The organism is Dyella kyungheensis (assembly GCF_016905005.1).
Lineage (GTDB): Bacteria > Pseudomonadota > Gammaproteobacteria > Xanthomonadales > Rhodanobacteraceae > Dyella > Dyella kyungheensis.
This window is the reverse complement of record NZ_JADIKC010000007.1, coordinates 309,309-328,550: the sequence shown is the minus strand read 5'-3', so window position 1 is coordinate 328,550 and position 19,242 is coordinate 309,309. Positions and strand designations below refer to the sequence as shown.

The 19,242-nt window shown below is 63.0% G+C and carries 18 protein-coding genes; 9 read left to right on the top strand and 9 right to left on the bottom strand.

From position 1 onward, the window contains the following. Nucleotides 1-51 precede the first annotated feature (51 nt). Nucleotides 52-660, top strand: a complete 609-nt coding sequence (locus ISP20_RS16080) for a hypothetical protein (RefSeq protein ID WP_204637120.1) — start codon at nt 52-54, stop codon at nt 658-660. Between the two features lie 548 nt (nt 661-1,208). Here the strand turns inward: ISP20_RS16080 and ISP20_RS16075 are convergent. Together ISP20_RS16075 and ISP20_RS16070 are read right to left on the bottom strand one after the other, a co-directional pair. Continuing rightward, on the bottom strand, nt 1,209-1,523 hold the full coding sequence (locus ISP20_RS16075) for a HigA family addiction module antitoxin (RefSeq protein WP_204637119.1): 315 nt from the start codon (nt 1,521-1,523) through the stop codon (nt 1,209-1,211). Nucleotides 1,524-1,662: 139 nt separating this feature from the next. Further along, on the bottom strand, nt 1,663-2,007 hold the full coding sequence (locus tag ISP20_RS16070) for a hypothetical protein (RefSeq protein ID WP_204637118.1): 345 nt from the start codon (nt 2,005-2,007) through the stop codon (nt 1,663-1,665). Between the two features lie 777 nt (nt 2,008-2,784). Between ISP20_RS16070 and ISP20_RS16065 the strand changes: the two genes are divergently transcribed. Together ISP20_RS16065 and ISP20_RS16060 are read left to right on the top strand one after the other, a co-directional pair. Further along, nucleotides 2,785-3,651, top strand: coding sequence for a methyltransferase, TIGR04325 family (locus ISP20_RS16065; RefSeq protein ID WP_204637117.1), 867 nt, complete (start codon nt 2,785-2,787; stop codon nt 3,649-3,651). A 200-nt stretch (nt 3,652-3,851) separates the two neighbouring features. After that, the gene (locus ISP20_RS16060) at nt 3,852-4,409 is read left to right on the top strand and encodes a cytochrome b (RefSeq protein ID WP_204637116.1); all 558 of its coding nucleotides are present in this window, start codon (nt 3,852-3,854) and stop codon (nt 4,407-4,409) included. A gap of 2 nt (nt 4,410-4,411) precedes the next feature. Here ISP20_RS16060 and ISP20_RS16055 read toward each other — a convergent pair whose 3' ends face one another. Further along, nucleotides 4,412-5,482, bottom strand: a complete 1,071-nt coding sequence (locus tag ISP20_RS16055) for a serine hydrolase domain-containing protein (RefSeq protein ID WP_204637115.1) — start codon at nt 5,480-5,482, stop codon at nt 4,412-4,414. A 257-nt stretch (nt 5,483-5,739) separates the two neighbouring features. Between ISP20_RS16055 and ISP20_RS16050 the strand changes: the two genes are divergently transcribed. From ISP20_RS16050 to ISP20_RS16040, 3 genes are all read left to right on the top strand, one after another. Next, entirely contained in the window at nt 5,740-6,315 is a 576-nt protein-coding gene (locus ISP20_RS16050) for a hypothetical protein (RefSeq protein WP_204637114.1), read from the top strand. 429 nt (nt 6,316-6,744) lie between these two features. Then, nucleotides 6,745-8,523 (top strand): S53 family peptidase, encoded by a 1,779-nt coding sequence (locus tag ISP20_RS16045; protein WP_204637113.1) that lies wholly within the window; start codon nt 6,745-6,747, stop codon nt 8,521-8,523. 263 nt (nt 8,524-8,786) lie between these two features. Then, the gene (locus tag ISP20_RS16040; RefSeq protein WP_239535974.1) at nt 8,787-10,547 is read left to right on the top strand and encodes an aspartyl protease family protein; all 1,761 of its coding nucleotides are present in this window, start codon (nt 8,787-8,789) and stop codon (nt 10,545-10,547) included. 11 nt (nt 10,548-10,558) lie between these two features. Here ISP20_RS16040 and ISP20_RS16035 read toward each other — a convergent pair whose 3' ends face one another. The 4 genes from ISP20_RS16035 to ISP20_RS16020 all read right to left on the bottom strand — a co-directional run bounded on the left by ISP20_RS16035 (nt 10,559) and on the right by ISP20_RS16020 (nt 14,927). Beyond that, complete coding sequence (locus tag ISP20_RS16035) at nt 10,559-12,106, bottom strand: glycoside hydrolase family 30 protein (RefSeq protein WP_239535972.1); 1,548 nt, start codon at nt 12,104-12,106, stop codon at nt 10,559-10,561. 370 nt (nt 12,107-12,476) lie between these two features. Continuing rightward, nucleotides 12,477-12,971 carry an Ohr family peroxiredoxin gene (locus tag ISP20_RS16030; protein WP_204637111.1) on the bottom strand — a complete coding sequence of 165 codons (495 nt, stop codon included), beginning with the start codon at nt 12,969-12,971 and terminating at the stop codon, nt 12,477-12,479. Nucleotides 12,972-12,974: 3 nt separating this feature from the next. Continuing rightward, a complete protein-coding gene (locus tag ISP20_RS16025) occupies nt 12,975-13,745 on the bottom strand; it encodes an SDR family oxidoreductase (protein ID WP_204637110.1) in 771 nt (256 codons plus the stop codon). Nucleotides 13,746-13,856: 111 nt separating this feature from the next. After that, nucleotides 13,857-14,927, bottom strand: coding sequence for a LysR family transcriptional regulator (locus ISP20_RS16020; RefSeq protein ID WP_204637109.1), 1,071 nt, complete (start codon nt 14,925-14,927; stop codon nt 13,857-13,859). Nucleotides 14,928-15,153: 226 nt separating this feature from the next. Between ISP20_RS16020 and ISP20_RS16015 the strand changes: the two genes are divergently transcribed. Both ISP20_RS16015 and ISP20_RS16010 read left to right on the top strand, forming a co-directional pair. Then, nucleotides 15,154-15,918 (top strand): NAD(P)H-binding protein, encoded by a 765-nt coding sequence (locus tag ISP20_RS16015; protein ID WP_204637108.1) that lies wholly within the window; start codon nt 15,154-15,156, stop codon nt 15,916-15,918. A gap of 146 nt (nt 15,919-16,064) precedes the next feature. Beyond that, nucleotides 16,065-16,472, top strand: coding sequence for a cupin domain-containing protein (locus ISP20_RS16010; RefSeq protein ID WP_204637107.1), 408 nt, complete (start codon nt 16,065-16,067; stop codon nt 16,470-16,472). Nucleotides 16,473-16,491: 19 nt separating this feature from the next. Here ISP20_RS16010 and ISP20_RS16005 read toward each other — a convergent pair whose 3' ends face one another. Next, a complete protein-coding gene (locus ISP20_RS16005; RefSeq protein WP_239535970.1) occupies nt 16,492-17,451 on the bottom strand; it encodes an RNA polymerase sigma-70 factor in 960 nt (319 codons plus the stop codon). 225 nt (nt 17,452-17,676) lie between these two features. Here ISP20_RS16005 and ISP20_RS16000 point away from each other — a divergent pair, with 225 nt between their 5' ends. Next, complete coding sequence (locus ISP20_RS16000) at nt 17,677-18,564, top strand: hypothetical protein (protein WP_204637106.1); 888 nt, start codon at nt 17,677-17,679, stop codon at nt 18,562-18,564. Between the two features lie 21 nt (nt 18,565-18,585). On the opposite strand, the gene ISP20_RS15995 is transcribed toward ISP20_RS16000, so the two are convergent. Further along, nucleotides 18,586-19,119 (bottom strand): gluconokinase, encoded by a 534-nt coding sequence (locus ISP20_RS15995; protein WP_239535968.1) that lies wholly within the window; start codon nt 19,117-19,119, stop codon nt 18,586-18,588. Nucleotides 19,120-19,242 lie beyond the last annotated feature (123 nt).

Here is a 19,242-nt window from a genome sequence, read left to right as displayed (position 1 = left end):
ACCGCCGCGTCAGCGCTTTTCGGCTTTGCACCTTCAACGGGAGCGCGTGACATGAATAGAAAGCGATACTCAATGGCGGCAGGCGCGTGGTCACGCGCTACGTGGATCCGCTGGCCGTTGGCCTGCGGTTTGCTGGTTTCGTCGGTCCATGTGAATGCGGAATCGACCCTCCCGCTCCCCCAGGCACCGGCCGGCTCGGCTTTCGGGCAGTGGGGGTACACGCATGACCAACTCGCCGCGATGGTGCCGAAACCTCGCCCGGAGGATGTCGCCAGTCCTGAGGCGATAGTGAAAGCGTGCCATGAGGCGCTGAACGGTCCCAAGGGACCCTGGAATAGCGATCGGTTCCGTTCGTTGTACCTGCCGAACGCGGTGCTTACCGACGTTACGAAGGGCAAGCATGGAGAAGTGATCATTGGCAACCGAACCCTGAGCCAGTTCATCAAGGACGTGAAGGACGTCCATGACGAATCGGCCTGGTACGAGAATATCGAAATTTTGCACGTCGAGAAGACGATGAAGAACGGCGGCGGTATCGCCATGGTCTATCACCATGGCATTGCGGGTTCGACGTTGACCAAGCCTAAGGAGATTGGCGAGGGCATGGCGATGGTGATGTACGATGGCGAGCGATGGTGGATCGTCACCGACGCGTTCTAGAACAAATCAGGTTCGAACGCCGTGGTCCAACACACTCCGAAGTAAACCGGGCATGTCCGTTTCCGAGCCGTAGCGGATATAGACATCGCGGTGGATGCGGAAAATGGTGTCGGAAAATGGTGTCAGGGACAATTTCTGCCAATTCGTGGAAATTGTCCCCGACACTTTTTCAGACACCTCTTCGGCACCACCGATCGCTGTCGCTCCCGGCGCCCATGCTTTCGTACCGGCGCGGATTCGTGTTGCCCTGACTCGCTTAATCAACGAGCGGACGGGGAAAATGGTGTCAGGGACAATTTCTGTAGAACAAATCAGGTTCGAACGCCGTGGTCCAACACACTCCGAAGTAAACCGGGTATGTCCGTTTCCGAGCCGTAGCGGATATAGACATCGCGGTGGATGCGGAAAATGGTGTCAGGGACAATTTCTGCCAATTCGTGGAAATTGTCCCCGACACTTTTTCAGACACCTCTTCGGCACCACCGATCGCTGTCACTCCCGGCGCCCATGCTTTCGTACCGGCGCGGATTCGTGTTGCCCTGACTCGCTTAATCAACGAGCGGACGGTAGGCGCGGATCGCGGGCTTCGCCCTCTCCAGATCGTATCGGGCCTGAAGCGCCAGCCAATAAAAGGCGGTGGTGTCGAAGATGAGGGAAAGGCGTAGCGCGGTCTTGGGGGTGATGGGGTGGGTGTCGGCGATGAAGGCTTTGATGTGGTCGGAGGGGATGCCGGAGCGGCGGGCCAGTTGGGCGGGATTGAGTGCGCTTGGGATCAGGTAGGCGTGCAGCAGGATGTCGCCGGGGGCTCGCAGCGGTTGCGAGGGGTCCACTTCCGAATGCGGGGTGAGCTGGATCAGTTCCATAACTGTTCTCCCTGTCGGACACGGCCGCGCAGCGGCCCAAGCGCTTACAGCGCTCCGTGTCAGTGAATGCTTGGCAGCTTCGTCGGTGATTGCCCGAAAGAGGCGCATCGCCATGCCGGCCGATGCGCCGTAACGGCGATCATCGGAGGCGTGTGGTGTTCACTCGAGGCTCGTTACCGAGCAGGCGGGCGTATTGCTGGAGGCAGTGGACCGCCGTACCCAGGCTGGCCGTGACGGCCACGGGAAGCGGCCAGGGCAGCGGTCTGCCGGGGAATCCCCGTGCCTGCGCGTGGCGGCACTGTTCGCTGTCGAGGCGCAAGCGCGTGAGGGCGAGCACCGCCAGGGCGATATCGCCGCGAGTGCTGTGACGCAGGGTTTCGGGCCATGCCACCGCCGTGGATGACGGGTCATCAGGCGGAGAAGTGAGAGTGTCGTCAGGGGGAACGGACGAGCGAATGCGTCCCGTATGATCGCGGGTAGCCATGATCAACTCCAGTGAAGTTGTTGATGGTTAGCGGGTCGTGGGTGTTTCCGCACTCACGGCCCGCGCCTCATGACCGGGTGGTCATGATCACCCGCGAAGCCGTGCAATACGACATCGCAAATGACCGACTGACCCTAACAAGCAGGGTTGGCATCGTCTGTCAGGGATCAGCGAGATAGGTGTCCACTTGGGCGAGGTGGCGCGTGACGGCGCGGGGCCGGCCGAATGTCAGCACCATTCCCTTACTCACCCATGTGAAGCGCTTCTTCATCGACCTGTGCCACCTTTCCGCCGACTCGATCCAAGTGAATCTCGACAGACGCGGCGCTCATCCGGTCTGCCTTGAGGCAGTTCGTGATGTCGACGACACGATCATGCAGGTGATTTGGAGCTGCATCGGATGGCGCTGGCGGGACTGGCGCAGGATGCGGTGCGCATCGAGCCTCCGTGGATCAGTTGAAAAGGCGCTGGCCAAACGGAAGAGAATCCCATCGGTTCGTTCAGGAAGTCGTCTGCCCTATGGTCTACGGCCAACTGGCGATCTTTCTAGTGCCGCTTTCGTGCCGTAAGTTCTTGCGCATGAGGGGCGCAATGCTCTTGTCCGTGGTCGTCATGCTGGTGATGGCATTCGAATGATCGCTGCTTAAGTGCTCGCCTTGATTGCCATCGTGATCGCGACCACGTCGGCGAGAGCGCCAGGCGGTGCATCCATGCCGTAGCGAACGGCACGGATAGCCGCCACATCAGTCTTCTGAAGACACCTGTAGGAGTGTCGCCATGAGTAGCAACGCATCGGGTTGGGGACTCTACCGATTGCGCCAAAGCCTGATCCGTGCGGCCGCCGATGTCGGGCAGCTACCGGGGATGCATTCGATCGCGGAGCCGTTCTATCGGCGTTATTTCAAGCGACCATGCCGCCGCGGAAATTTGTACTACGGTATCTTCGAAAGCTACGACGAGGCGCTGGCGCAAGCCGAGCAATTGTCGTCAGCGTCCCTTCCCGCCAGCTACGACGTCGAAGGCGCCGCGCTCAAGTATCGCGCTCAACTTGAAACGTTGCGCACATGCGACTATCCCGCGTTGTATTGGCTCCGCGAGATTATCGAAGCAGGCGGCCGCAAAGTGTTCGACCTTGGCGGGCACCTCGGCCTGGCCTATTACGGTTACAGCAAATATCTTTCCTATCCGCACGATCTGCGCTGGCGGGTCCATGATCTGCCGCAGGTCATGGCGGCAGGGCGTAGCTTGGCCAGCGAGCGCGGTTGTTCGGGGTCGCTGCAATTTGTCGAATCGCCATCGGACGCCGACGATGCGGACGTATTGATCAGCGCCGGCGCTCTGCAGTATCTGAATTACCGACTGCCGGCGCTTATCCAGCGCCTGCGCAAGCCGCCGCGCCACGTCATTTTCAACCTCACGCCGCTGCATGATTCGAAGTCATTCTTCACCCTGCAGAACCTCGGCATCGCCATCTGTCCCTACCGCATCGATCACGCTTCGACGCTGTTCGACGAAATGCGGAACCTTGGCTACAAAGTGAGAGACCACTGGACGCTAGCCGACCGCCGGATACGCATCCCGTTCGCCGAAGCTTATAGCGTTGACCATTACCACGGATGCTATCTGGAGCTGGCGCCTTCCTGATGAGCGGAATGGCCCGCCATCGGGATCGATGGATGGCGATGGACGGGTGCGTGGCTGTGGGCCCCCGATCCCAACAGGGAAGCGCGCAGCCGCGCTTGTCGCCCTGTGCCGGAATAAAACGGACCGTAACCGGGTTATGTGGATAGCGCCCCGTGCCGAAGAGCCTGGCGCGAAGTCCATTCCATAAGGTCCCTACACCCATGCCGTTGCCCGCGCGTATTCCCGCAAGCTACACACGCACCGCCAAAGTCCTGCATTGGCTGGTGGCTCTGTTCATACTGACCAACCTCGTCATCGGCCTGCGGATGGAGCGTTTCCCTGGCTACTCGCACAAGTCGCCGGAATGGAATGGCATCTTGTTCTGGCACGGCTCGATCGGCGCGGTGGTGCTGTGGCTGGCCATAGCACGGATCATCTGGCGCACGGGCCATCGGCCGCCGCCGCTGCCGCTGCCGGGCAGCATCCCGCCCTGGCAAGCGTGGATCGCGCACGGCGTCCATGCGCTGCTCTATCTGGCCATGTTGGCGTTGCCGCTGTCCGGCTACGCGCATCGCGTAGCGGGAAATCATCCGGTGAGTTTTTTTGGTCTATGGAGCTGGCCCGATCTTCTTGCCCCCAACGAGTCGCTGCGCGTTCTGTTCGGAAGCATCCATGTCGATCTTGCCCTGGCGCTCGGTGGCCTTCTCATTCTCCATGTCGGCGCAGTGCTGAAGCATCTGCTGATCAATCGCGACGGTGTGGCCAAACGCATGCTGTGACGCTAGTGGATCGCGCGCTTGGCGATGTCCCCGACCAGCGCATCGGAATCGATCACGCTGGTGTTGCCCAGCATGATGATGGTGATGTCCTGGTCCATCACGTGGAAGAACTGGGCCTGCGCGCCCATGATGAGTCCGGGCCGCTTGACCACGGGATGCTTGGCACCCTTGGCGGTGAGTTGGTAGGACCACAGGCCGTCGCCGTATTCGTCCAGCCCGGGTTTGATCATCTGCTGCAAGGTGGCGGGTGCGATCAGCCGGCCATTGAACAGGGCATCGGCAAACTTCCGCAGGTCGTCCGTGGTGGAATACATGGCGCCGGCGGCATACCAGTTTTCCGGATACACCGGGATTTCCCGGGACAGGATTTTCCTGTCGTCGGGATACCAATACGTATCGGCGAGCCGGTCCACGATGTCGCCATGGAGAAGCACGCCGCTGTCGATCATGTGCAGCGGATCGAGGATGCGCTCCTTGAGCACGTCCTCGTAGGGCTGTCCATACAGGCGCGCGATGATCTTGCCGAGCACCACATAGTCGGCATTGTTGTAGTTGAACTTCTCGCCGGGCACGCTGATGAGCTTGCCGCTGCTGATCTGCGCCAGCAGTTGGTCGCTGGTGTGCGGCAACTGGTAAACGGGAATGCCTTCCTTCAACGCCGTCGCCTGGTCGGTGACTGCATCGAAACTCGGCAGGCCCGAGGTGTGGTTGAGCAGTTGCTGGATCGTCACCTTGCTGCCTGCCTCACCGGCAAAGTCGGGCAGGTAGGTTCTGATGGGCTGATCGAGATCCAGCTTGTGCTGCTCGACGAGCTGCAGGATCAGTACCGAGGTGAACAGCTTGGTGACCGAAGCAATCTTGAAACGCGTCTGCGGCGTATTGGCCACCCGCAAAGGAATGTTGGCAAGCCCGTAGCTCCTGTCCAGGCGGGTGCCGTCGTGCCACTGCACCAGGATCGATCCGCTGTAGTGGTGTGTATTCGCATACCCGTCGACAAAGCTCGCCACGGCATCGTCCTGGGCGAACAGGCGGGCGGAGCACAACAGGCAAACCATCGCGACAATGCAGCGCATAACCAGCTCCCGGGCAGGACACGGCGGGCGAATCGGCGGTGGCATGTCCAGCGTTGAGCCGCGCGATTCGGTTGATCGCATTGAGCGTATCCATCTTCTGCTTGCGTGCCAGATGTCATGCGACGAAAACCGCCCTGGGGCGACGAAGCGGGCGGCCGCCGGGATGAAACGCCGGGTAGGGTCCGATTCACTGCGCTTGCGGCGGGGCTCGGTCGGCATCAAGCTTTGTGGGAAAGGGGCAGCCGCCGCAGGGGGAAATGGTGAAGCGCATCGTCGCAGTCTTTATTCTCTTTGCGTTGCCATGCCTATCAGTACGGGCTGGTCCGGCTTCCCGAACGTTCCAGGAAGAAGATGCGTCGGTCCTGCAGGCCGCTTTGAGATCTCAATGCCAGACCGAAGATGGCTACGTCCTGTTGTCGTCTACAACGGTTGCCCCCGAAAAGACGGACGACATGGGGGAAGCCGATGAATCAGGTGCTTTTGCCGACCTGAAACGCAGAAACGGCGCCGCCGCCTCTCTGCCGGAAAGCGTTTCCTGCAAGGGAGCACGACTGCACCGTGAGCAGGACATCCTACGGTTCTTCGATCGTGCACCCATTGCAGCGGGCAAGGTGTCGTTGAACGAGGCCTGGAAGAAGCTGCACGAGTCTTTCCCAGGGGCAACCGGTTGGACATCGGTGAGCCTTCCGGGTTATTCCGCGGAGAGAGACATCGCCGTTGTCTATGTGGCCCATCACCGCGGCAGCCTCTGCGGGCAGGGCTATTACCTCTACCTGCATCGCCTCGGTGATCAGTGGAAGGTGCTCGTCCGCTTTCCAATCTGGACTTCGTGAATAGGTTCGCTTTTGAGTCCGGCTTCGGGCAATGAAAGCAGCATGCTGTAGACGTGCAAGCGAACTCATTCAAAGACGCTGCAAGTCACAGAGAAGTGGCCGATCATCGCCGTCGAACACGCATATGGGCATCTATACGTCCATCAAATAGTCGTGAACTTACGCCTGCGCAAGCCCGAAGCAAGCATCTTCTTGCGCCACGTAACGAGAACGCAATCACATTATGAGATCGACGACTTTCCTATAAAAAAAAGACAGCCAGGGCGCTGACGGTCGCAAGGTCGACCTCTCTCACGCGCGCTTCTGTACCCGACTATCCGCACGGCACGACTCTTCGACGACGGTCGAGGACGGGACGTGTTTTGGCGAATTCGGGCTGTGCAAGCCTGCTTTGGGCTTGTCTTTTCATTTTATTGGGGAGTTACCTGCATGAAAGAAAAAAGCAACGGCATGTCCCGGGCTATCGTCGGGGGACGCGTAGCCGGTTTGTTGGCGTTGGCATTGGGTGTCCAGGGGGCGCTGGTGGCGCAGTCCGCGTTTGGCGCGGATGCGTCGACGTGGTCCGCGACGCGCACCCAGGTTCCCTACACGGGGGATGCCTCGTTCCAGGGTTATGCGGCCGATCAGGAGCCGGTGTCCATCACCGTGTCGCTGAAGCTGCGCAACCAGGATGTGCTGGAAAGTTTCACGCAGGAGCTCTTCAGGCCGGGCAGCCCGTCCTTTCATCAGTTCCTGAGCAGCCAGGACAGCACCGCGCTGTTTGCGCCTACCGAGGCGCAGGCGAAGTCGGTGGCGGACTATCTGGCGCAGCAGGGCTTCACCAACATCCAGATCGCGCCGAATCGTCTGCTCGTCACGGCTGACGGCACCGTGGGCTCGGCTCGCAACGCGTTCCGTACCTCGATCGGCCACTACACGCGCCATGACCGCAGCGGCATCGCCAACACCAGCGGCGTGCAGGTGCCTGCCGCGTTGAGCCAGGTGGTGGACCAGGTGCTTGGCTTCAACACGCTGCATCAGGCGAAGGTGTTCTCGCTGCCGGCAAACCAGATCAAGCCGGCGTACACCGTGGTGTCGACGCAGACGAACTCCTCGGCTCACGCCTACTATCCCCAGGAGTTTGCCACCGTCTATCACGCGGGCACGGCGGCCACGGCCAGCAATACGACGGTTGCCGTGGTGGGTTGGGGCAGCATGACCAACGCTCAGACGGACTTGACCAAGTTCGAAAGCGGTCAAGGCATCACAGCCGTGCCGACCTCGATCGTGTCGACGACCACCGTCACCAGCAAGGACGACAGTGGACAGGGCGAGTGGGGCATGGATGCGCAGGCCATCGTGGGTATTTCGGGTGGCGTGAAGAAGGTGGTCTTCTATACCGACGGCGGCACGTACAGCGCGAGTGCGGGTTCGAGCGGCGCCACCAACAGCGGCCTGCTGTCGGTGATCAACCGCGTGGTGAGCGACAACACCGCGAAGGTGGTGAACATGTCGTGGGGTCTGCCCGAGTGCGACGGTGCACCCGGCTTCGCCGATTCCGCGCTTGCGCTGGGCGTGACCCAGGGCCAGACCTTCTCCGCCGCGAGCGGCGACAACGGTTCGTACCCGTGCCCGCTCAACGGCTCGGCGCCTGAGAACGGTGCGTATGGCAGCACGACGCAGCTCTCGGTGAACTATCCGGCGAGTTCGCCGTATGTGGTCGCCGTGGGCGGCACGACGCTCAACACCTCGTCGACCGACAGCTACGTTTCCGAAGCATCATGGGCGTATAGCGGCGGTGGCGTGAGCGCGTCGGAAGCCACGCCGTCGTGGCAGTCGTCCAGCTATGCGCATCGCAGCGTGCCGGACGTGGCGTTCAACGCTGACTGGAACAACACGCCGATCATCGTGTACTTCACGGCCAGCTCGACCTCGGGCATCTCCCAGTCCGGTTACTACTTGAACGGTGGCACCAGCCTGGCATCGCCGCTCTTCGTGGGCGTGTGGGCTCGCCTCGAGTCTGCCAACAACAACGGTCTGGGCTTTGCCGCTCCGGCGCTCTATGCCTACTCCGGTTCGTTCCCGTTCCACGACGTGGCCACGGGCAGCAACGGCTACTACTCGGCCACCACCGGACGCGACAACGCCACGGGCTGGGGTAGCATCGACATCCAGGCGGCAAGCACCTTCATTACTGCCACGCCGGGCTTCAACACGGCTACGCATTAATCCGCTCGGCAGTTACTGCCAGTTGGAGGCGGCTTCGTGCCGCCTCCAACACTGAGGACGTTGCGCGCGATCAACAGGCCAGCAGATCGCCGATTTCTCCCGCCCACGAATCGATTCGTGGGTTTTTGCGTTCAGGGGGGCGGGTGCCGGCGCTTATCCGAAAGGGGGCATTGCGTGTGCCGCGAGGCGAATTATGATCGTCCCGCAACTCATGCCCGCGGGCTCGCCCGCCGGCCATGACACACAGGGGGATGGGGATGGGAATGTTGCGTTGTTGCCTGGGCCTTGGCCTGGTGTTGTTGCTCGCCGGTCAGGCCTGGGCTGACGACTGCCATTTGAAAAGCTACGGCACCTTGCCCGTGGAGATGGTTGGCAGCCGGGCCACCACCATGGTGAAGATCAACGGGAACAACGCGCGTTTCATGCTCGATACCGGGGCCTTCTTCAACTTCATGTCCAAGGCCAATGCCGCGGCGCTGGGACTGACGCTGCAACCCGCGCCCTTTGGCTATCGCATCACCGGGGTGGGCGGGGAGGCGAATGTCCAGCAGGCGCACGTCAAAGAGTTCGGCATACTCGATACCACGCTGAACAATGTCGATTTCATCGTTGGAGGTACTGACACGGGCGAGGGCTTGCTCGGTGCCAACCTGCTCGACCTGGCGGACCTGGAACTCGACCTGGTGCACGGCAAGGTGACGCTGTTCAAGGCCGAGCATTGCGACAAGACCTCGCTGGCCTATTGGGTGAAGGACGGCAAGTACAACATCGTTGACATCGAACCCAGCAAGAACGAGCACGACCGGCGCACGTTCTTCACCGTGGTCATCAACGGCACGAAGCTGCGGGCGGTGCTCGATTCGGGCGCCAGCGCCACGGTGCTGAGCCGCCGCGCTGCCGAACGGGCCGGCATCGATGTCAATGCGCCGGGCGTCAAGGCGGGCAGTAGCAGCATCGGCCTGGGTTCCAAGCCGGTACGGACCTGGACGGTGAACGTCGATTCGTTTGCCGTCGGTACTGAAATGATCCAGCACACACAGATGCAGGTGATCGATTCGCGCATGGGCGACGATACCGACATGTTGCTCGGCGTGGATTTCATCCTCGCCCATCACATGTTCATCGCCAACGGCAAGAAGAAGGCGTATTTCACCTATAACGGCGGACGCGTGTTCACCTTTGCCGATGCGGGCGACGGCGATGCCGCGACCGGAGCTGCGGCGGCGAACGACAGCGGGGCGGACACCAGGAGCGCTGCCGACTACGCGCTGTCGGGCCAGGCGCATCTGTCGCGTGGCGAATCGAAAGCAGCCATGGCCGATCTCGATGAGGCGATCAAGAAGGCTCCCGATCAAGCCGCCTACTACACGGCTCGCGCGAAAGCGCACCTTGCGGACAAAGACCGGGACGCAGCGCTGAGCGACCTGGACCAGGCGTTGAAGCTCGATCCCAAGAACTTCGATGCGTTGCATCTGCGCGCCGAACTTCGCTTTGCGCGCAAGGACCGCACCGGTGCCGCCTCCGATGCAGCCGCTGCGGCAGCGGTGGCGCCGGCAGGTTCCTCGCAGGCGCGTTCGATTGCCGCGTTGTACATCGACCTCGACCAACCCGCCGAGGCGCTGCCGATACTCGATGCCTGGATCGACCTGCATCGTGATGACGCCATGCTTGGCCCCGCACTCAACGAGCGTTGCTGGGCGCGCGCGCTCAGCAATCAGATGCTCGAAGACGGCCTAAAGGATTGCCGCAAGGCCATCAAACGCAATGGCCCCAACCCGGCCTATCTCGACAGTCTTGGCCTGATCGAGCTGCGGCTGGGGCAGTACGCCGAATCGATCAAGGCGTACGAACAAGCGTTGGCGCAGAAGCCGCATTCGGGATGGACGCACTATGGGCTGGGCCTGGCGAAGATCCGTAGCGGCCAGGCCGATGCCGGCCGTGCCGATCTGGTGGCCGCCCGTGCGATCGATTCGCACATCGATGAGCGAGCCGCCAAGTTCGGCCTGACCGCGCCGGAGCCCTGAGGCGCGCGCCCTTATCGCTGGGCGCGCAGCAGCCATTCGCGGATGCGGCGCATCAGCGCATCCGCGGGATTGAGGTTCCACTCGAAGGTCGCCACGCTGCGTGGCGGCATCGTGTAGTCGAAACGGTGCTGGCGTTCCGCCACGGAGATAGGGCGCTCCACCGTATCGCTGTTCACCACCACCAGCACGATCGATCCGCTGGCGCGGTTCTGGAACGCCACATTGTCGATGCCCTTTTCGGTGGCGGTGGATCCCACCCGCACCGCACCCGGCAAGACAAATCGGCTGAAATGCGCGAGTGCGTAGTATTCGTCGTTGCGGCTGATCGCGCCGGTCTTCGAGTCGACGGTGACCACGCCCTTGCACAGCTCGCAGCCGCCGAAGTGCGGGCCGTGGTTCTCGTCGAGCACCAGGTTCCAGTAGATCACGCCGCGCGCCCATTGCCGGATGCCGGTGACCAGCAGGTCGCGCGAAAACCAGATCAACTCGCCATTGGCGGCCGAGGCCCAGTCGCCACCGGAACACTCGGTGATATAGACGTTCTTCTGCGGGAATGCGTGATGCACGCGACCCTGGTTGAACGGGTTGCCTTCGTAGCAGTGCCAGGCCACGCCATCGATATAGCGCGTGGCCAAGGGATCGCCCAGCACGCTCATCGGCTGCTCGGGCTGGTTCCAGTTGTGGTCCCATTCCAGAATGCGCGTGGCGGGCTGGCGGTTGGCCAGCTTGGGACCGAGGTATTGCCCGATGATGCGCGCCCGGGTGTCCGAGGGCATCAGCATGCCGGGGTAGGTGATCGGTACGAAGCCGGGCTCGTTCTGCAGGGTCAGCGCGAAGATCGGAATGCCGTAGCCGCGCATGGTGTCGAGGTACTTGATCAGATAATCGGCATAGGTGCTCTCGTACTGCTCCAGCAAATCGCCGCCGATCAGGTTCTGGCTGGTCTTCATCCACGCCGGCGCGCTCCAGGGCGTGGCGACGATCAGCAGGCCCGGATCGATCGCCAGCACTTCGCGCATCACCGGTATCACGTCCTGCAGATTGGAGGTGACGTTGAAATGCTCCAGCGCCTCGTCGGTCTGGCCGAACGGCACGTCGTCCAGGGTATAAGGCTTCAACGAGAAATCGGAGGCGCCGATGGTCATGCGCATCATGTTGAAGTCGAGGTTCGGCGGAGGGCCGAACAGTTCCTGCAGCAGGGCGCGGCGTTGCAAGGGATTGAGCTTGTTCTGCAGCAGCCACGCCGACGAATCGGTCATCGCCGCGCCGAACCCGTCCATGGTCTGATAGGTCTTCTGGACGTCGATCACGATGGTGGCAGGCGACTCGTCCCGCGCGCCCATCGCGATGTCAGGCTGCGGTTCCAGTTTCAGGCGGCGATCGGCCGTGCTCAGCCACAGCTCTACCACAGGCCCCGCCGGCCGGGCCGTGGGTGCCGCAAGGAGTTCGACGGTGGGATGCTCGAAGCGTGGTGCGAACAGGGCAGCCAGGGTGAGCAGGGTGATCAAAGCGATGAAGGCGGCGGCAGCCCCGGCGGATCCGGTTTGGCGCTCATCCATGGCGCGCGCCAATCCCATCGCTGCTATTGCTGTTCATTTGGATCACGAAGCTTCCAGGCCTCCACTTCAAACCGGGGTGCGACCGGTGTTCAGAACGGCGCCGGGTTCGTGGTCGACCCGGCGGCAAAACCGGTAGCGCGGTTGCAGCATACCAATCTGGCGCCGTTTTGACTGTGAGAGGGCATCGCGGGGTTGCGATGGCAATGCTCGATCTGGCCCTGTCGGAGTGGCCGAGATCAGCATCGATGCCAAATTCTTGCGTTGCGACGCATTCGCACGCGGCAGCAGACAGCAGCAAGCAGCGCTCGGCAGGTCGGGCGCTGCTTGCTGGAAGTGTGGTTTTCTTCGCGGCCTCACATGGCCAACGCTGCTAGCAATCGAGCGATACCACGCATGCGATGCCGTCCCTGGCCATCTTGCTGTAGGGACAGATGCGTTCCGTGTTGCGCACCAGCTCCTCGGCCATGGCCGAGTCCATGTGGGGCAGGCTGATGCGGATGTCCGCCGTCAGCGTGAACAGGCCATCGACCGGATCGCGCCCGAAGGTGACCGAGGCGGTGACCGCTGCATCGGGAATGGCCACCTGCGCGCGGGTCGCCAGCAGGTTCAGGGCGCCGTGGAAACAGGCGGCATAACCCGCGGCAAACAGTTGCTCGGGGTTGGTTCCTTCACCGTTCCCGCCAAGCTCGGGTGGCATCCTCAAGCTCAGCTCGAGGCTGCCGTCCTGCGATCGAGCCGTGCCGGTGGCGCGCCCATGCCTGGCCTCGCCACCGGTCACGTGCACCGTCGCCGTATACAGCGGCTGGAATTCCGCGCCACGGTATTTGTCGAGCAGCGACGGCGGGGGCGGCTGCGGTCGCTTCATGATTCAGGCTTTCCCCGCTGCCTGCGCATACGAGGAATGATCGAACCAGGATTGAAAGCCGATCCTGCCGAGTCGCGCGTTGGCGGCGGGCAGCAACGTGTCTTTCTCCAGCTGCGCGCCGAAGTAGGGTGTACGTGCATCCGCGAAGACCTGGTGCGGATCGTGCGTGAGCTTGAGGAATCGCTCCACCAGCTGGGACATGTCGACCTTGTCCGGCCCCGCGATTTCCACCACGCCGTTCACGGGCGTGCCGAGTGCATAGTCGGTGACGGCATCGGCAACGTCGTCGGAGGCGATGGGTTGCATCAGCGCACTCGACACATGGATGCCCTGCTCGCCGGTGGCGGATTTGACGATGCTGCTGAGGAATTCGAAGAACTGCGTGGAGTGGACGATGGTATAGGGCACGCCCGAGGCGCGAATGATCTTCTCCTGCGCGATCTTGCCGCGGAAGTAGCCGCTGGCCGCAAGACGGTCGGTGCCCACCACGGACAAGGCGAGATGATGTTTCACGCCGGCCTTCTTTTCCGCTGCAAAGAGATTCCGGCCGGACGTCTCGAAGAAATCGAGCACGGCCTGGTCTTCGAACGACGGCGAGTTGGCGACGTCGACGACGATCTGCGCGCCGGCCATCGCCTGCTCGAGACCTTCGCCGGTCAGCGTGTTGACGCCGGAGGCGGGCGATGCCGCCAGCACCTCGTGGCCCCGCTGCCGCAGCCGTTCGACCACCTTGCCGCCGATCAGTCCGCTACCGCCGATAACTACGATCTTCATGGGACACCTCTCGCTGGGGCAAACGCCGATGCGTTGGAAGACTCATGGTAGGCGTGGCTCGCGCGAGCCCGGTAGACATCGCGGCGGGCTCACGGTGTTGCCTGCGATGCATCAATCCACGCGGTCCTGCAGGCGCGGATGAACGATGTGGCCATGCCCGGGCGCAAGCAGGTTGCCAGCGCCGGCAGCAGGCGGCGCAGGCGACAGGCCTCTCACGTACTGCAGATCCATCGCACGTATCGCATCGGTCATGTAATCGATGAACGCGCGCACCCGCGCGGGCAGTTGTTGCCTGCTGAGATAACAAAGGTAGTGGCCACGATCGTCGGGTGCATGGGCGGCGAGGCAGGACACCAGCCGTCCTTCGCGCAGGTGTTCGGCCACCTGATAGCCCGCCAGCTGGGCGATGCCAGCGCCGTCGAGCACGCTTTGCAGCACGAGGTCGACATCGTTGAACGTGCACAGGGACGGCGGCACGAGCTTGTGCCTGTGCCCGCCCACCTTGAACTCCCATTCCGCGATGCGTCCCGAGGCCGTGCGGAAGTTGATGCAGCTGTGTTCGGCCAGTTCGTCGACGCTGCGCGGCAAGCCGTGGCTGGCGACATAGCCGGGCGATGCGCACACCAGCATCTGCATCGGCACCAGCCGTTTGGCCACGATCTGGCTGTCTTCCAGCTGCCCTTCGCGGAAGGCGAGATCGATGCGATCGGAGGTGAAGTCGGTCGGGCGGTCGTCCAGCAGCAGATCGATCGAGATGTCGGGATAGCGGACCCGGAAGCCGGCCAGCAGCGGTGCGACGATCTGGCGGCCGAAACCCGCGCTGGCGCTGATGCGCAGATGCCCCCGCGGCGGCCCCTCGCGAAGTTCGCGCATGTCCTCCAGGGCCTGCACGATGCGTTGCACGCCCGGATGGCAGTTCTCGTAGAACAGCTCGCCTTCGCGGGTGAGCGAGGTGCTGCGGGTGGTGCGCAGGAACAGCCTCGCGTTGAGTTGAGACTCGAGCTTGCGCACGCTGCGGCTCACCGCGGAGCGTCCGACGCCCAGCCGGTCGGCGGCACGCGCAAAGCTGCCCTCGGCAGCGACCGCCATGAAGGCGACGACACCGGCATAACTGGCCGTGAAGCTCGACGCGAGGGAATCGGCGGCGTCGCCCTGAGGCTTGTCATGAAGGTTGGCGGTCATGTGCGAGGTACCTCGTCGGGTGCTGCCGGGTGACATGGGGCAGGGGCGCGCGCATGCGGCCCGCGCGGCGCCTCCCGTACCCTCTAGTCGGATGAGACGGGGCGTTTGTGACGTCGGCTCCGGATTGGTGCCTCGCCGACAACTCGATATGTCCCTTGTCGTATCTATTGATGCGCCGGGGCGCGGCCTAGCATCCGATGCCAATGGGCGACGATGGAGGTGGGCCGTGAAGATCGTGGTGATCGGCGGCAGGGGGCTGGTGGGCAGGAATATCGTTCGCCGGCTGCGCGAACAGGGGCATGAGGTATCGGCCGCGTCGCGCTCCACCGGCGTGGACATCGTGACGGGCGTGGGGCTCGCTGACGCGCTGGCGGGTGCCGACACCGTGGTCGACGCCAGCAATTCGCCGGAGCTGGAAGGTCTGGCGCCCTTCGAATTCTTCAGCAAGGCGATCGACAACCTGCTTCAGGCGGAAGCCGATGCCGGTGTGAAGCATCATGTGGCGGTCTCGGTCGTGGGCACCGAGCGCATGGCGGACAGTCCGTATTTTCGCGGCAAAGCGCTGCAGGCGGCGCGCATTCGCGCCTCCGGCATTCCCTTCACCATCGTGCATGCCACCCAGTTCTACGAGTTCCTGTTGCAGATCGTCGAACTCAGCGTGTATGAGCAGACCCTGCGTCTTTCGCCTGCCTATATCCAGCCGGTCGCTTCGGCCGATGTGGCGGTGGCCATGGCCGAGCTTGCGCTTCGTCCGCCGCGGAACGCCGTGCTCGAAATGGCCGGCCCCGACCGCGAACGGTTGTCCGAACTGATTCAACGATTCCTGGTCGAGATCGAAGCGCCGTACGACGTGATAACCGATCCGCTCACCCCGTACTTCGGCGCCACGCTCGACGACGAATCGCTAGTGCCGGGACGCGATGCGCGCCTGTGCAGCACAGGGTTCGGCGCCTGGCTCAAGCAATCGGAGTACTGGGGTGCCAACTGGTGAGCGCGCCGCGTCATTGGCAGTGGCGCACCGACGCCGGCCGCATTGATGCCAATCGTGCAACACCGTGAGCACCTGCGCAGATCTAGCGAACGCTGCGCGGCGCGCCTAGCCTCGCTGCCAGAGGTCACACCAAGAGGAAGTCCGTCATGCTCAAGTCCATCTCCTGCACCATCGCCGCGCTGCTGCTTTTCGTGGGAAGCGCGGTTGCCGCGGAACAGCCTGCGCCGGAGGCGGTGGTGTCGTCGCTGCTGACCAAGGCGTTGAACGACTATCCCGGCAAGGAAGTCCAGATGATCACCGTGGACTACCCGCCGGGCGCGGTCGATCCCGTGCATCGCCATCATGCGCATGCGTTCGTGTATGTGCTCGAAGGATCGATCGTGATGGGCGTGCGTGGCGGCAAGACCGTTACCCTGATGCCGGGTCAGACCTTCTACGAGGGACCGGACGACGTGCACACGATCGGCCGCAACGCCAGCCAGACCAAGCCGGCGAAGTTCGTGGTGTTCCTGATCAAGGGCGTTGGTGCGCCCGTGCTGACGCCGGCGACCTGACCGGCGCCTGCCGGCGGTATCACAGCGGCGTGAACAGCATCACCTGCAGCTGGGAGGCGATGCGCGCGAGTTTCGCCGGATTGCGCTGCACGCGGACGCGGGTGATGCGTTCGCCGTCCGTTTCGATGGACTGGACCGACTCCAGTGCATCGTCGAAATAGCGCAGCATGGCCGACTGGCCGTTGATCGACGCCAGCTCGATGCGCAGGCCGCTCTTGTAGCGAAGATTGGACGCGTAGAACAGCTGCGCGATACGCTGACCGCCGACCATCGGCTTGGGGAAACTGGTGACTCTGCCGCCGCCATCGCCGACCAGTTCCGCATCTTCGGCAAGCAGCGACTTGATCAGCTGGAACTCGCCCTTGCCAAGCGCCTGCGCAAAGCGCTGCACGATGTGCCTATGCGACTCGGACGAAACGGCATAACGGGGTTCGCCGTCGCGCAGCTGCGATTTCGCGCGGTGCACGATCTGGCGCGTTGTGGCCTCGCTCTTGTTGATCGCGCCGGCGACATCGGGGTAATCCACGTCGAACACCTCGCGCAGCAGGAAGGCCGCGCGTGCCTCGGGGGAAAGCCGTTCGAGCAGCGAGAGCAGGGCCACCGAAACCTCGCTGGAACGTTCCTCGATCTGCTCGGGCGTCGGCGGGCTTTCCGTGAGCACGGGCTCGGGCAGCCAGATGCCCACATAGTTCTCGCGGCGGGCCTTGAGCGTGCGCAGACGGTCGATCGACACCCGCGTGGTGGCGGTGACCAGCCACGCTTCGAGGTTGCGGATGAGCGACTGTTCGGCGCCGTGCAGGCGCAGCCATACGTCCTGCACGACGTCTTCGGCATCGGCGACGGAACCCAGCATGCTGTATGCAATGCCCTGCAGCCGGGCGCGCAGTCGCTGGAAAATGGCGTTGACGTCGTTCACGGCAATGAGGGGCCTCGGCGTGCGGGTGCTGGTCAACGAGATATCGAGTTTGCGACAGGCCATGCTAGCCAACCATCCGACTTCCGTCGTAGTGGACTTGCACGATTGCACGGGATCGGCTCCCCGAGCGTGCAGCACGGGGTACGAGTCCGCTGCATGCGTCGCGTATTTTTCACCGTGCCTGGCGCATCATCAACCATTCGCGTCCGGCACATGCGCAAATCACGGCCTGCGCTCCGAATACCTTGCACGGGACGTGCGGGTTAGCCCCTTTCAAGAGTGACGATCATGCGTTCCATCCAGCGAATTCTCCTGCAGACCACCATTCCCCACGCGGACGACGACTGGCATATCGGACGCTTCAGTCTGTTGCGGCAATGCCTGGCCGATCTGCGGGCCGACGATGGCCGGCCGTTGTTCGAAGTCACCGCGCGGGATCGCGATGCGCTGGGTGCGCCCGACAGCGTGCTGTCTGCATTGGACCGCTCGCCCTACGATCAGTTGTGGCTGTTTGCCGTGGATACCGGCGATGGCCTGACCGAAGCCGATTGCGCGGCGATCGGCCGCTTCCGTGAGCGCGGCGGTGGCATGCTGGTGGCGCGCGATCACATGGACCTGGGAAGTTCGGTGTGCACCTTGGGCGGCGTGGGCGCGGCCCACTACTTCCATTCCAAGCACCCCGATCCCGATCCCACGCGACGGCAGATCGACGATACGGTGACCACCAACATCCTGTGGCCCAATTACCACTCCGGCGCCAACGGTGACTTCCAGCGCATCGAGGCCTGCCTTCCCGTGCATCCGGTGTTGCGCGATGCGGATTCGCCGGAAGGGACGATTCGCTTCCTGCCGGCGCACCCTCATGAAGGCGCGGTAGGAAAACCCGAGCACGACGACTCGGCGCGGGTGATTGCAAAAGGGCGCAGCCAGGCCAGCGGCCGCGAATTCAATCTCGCCGTCGCCTTCGAACCCTCCGCAAGCGCGGGGCCGGCAATTGCCGAGTCGACCTTCCATCATTTCGCCGATTACAACTGGGATCCCTCGAAAGGTTCGCCAAGCTTCGTCAGCGAACCGCCGGGCAGTGCATTGGCAGGGTCGCCGGAGGCCCGGCATTCCGTTCGGCAGTATGTGAAGAACCTGGCGATCTGGCTGGGCAGCGGACGTGCATCATCCTGATGCGCGCACGACAACGCTGCATCAAGTGCGCGCACCCGGTGCGCTTGTGGTACGCCACCATGCCTGTGCCCGCTCAACGACGACGTGCAGCGGTTCGCAGGCATCCACCGTCAGCACCAGCGGCTCGTCCGTGGGCGGCTCCAGATCGCGGAACTGGCTCTCCACCAGCGTGGCAGGCATGAAATGACTGGAGCGGTGCTTGACGCGTTCCGTGGCGGCTGCAGGCGATAGCTGGAGAAAGACGAAACCGAGCTCTGGCACGGCGGTTCTCAACAGATCGCGATAGCGACGCTTGAGCGCGGAGCAGGCGAGTACGGCAAGCTCGTGCGCGGCAACCGTCCGCGCGAGTTCGGCGGCCAGCTGTTCCAGCCAGCCCTGGCGATCGGCGTCGGTCAGCGGGATGCCGGCCTGCATCTTCTGCACATTCTGTGGGGGATGGTAGGCGTCGCCTTCGATCATGCGTGCACCGATATGCTGGGCGAGTGCGCTGGCGACGCTGCTTTTGCCGCAGCCGGATACGCCCATGACCACGATGGCGCGCATGGGTTCCTGCATGCTCATTTTGCCTGGCCCGCCGATCGCGTTTCGCCTGCTGTCCATTCGGCGAGGATACTGTGACCACGGTCGCGATGGTCATCTCAAAGCCGCTGAAGTCACGAAGCCGTCATAAGCCCGCCC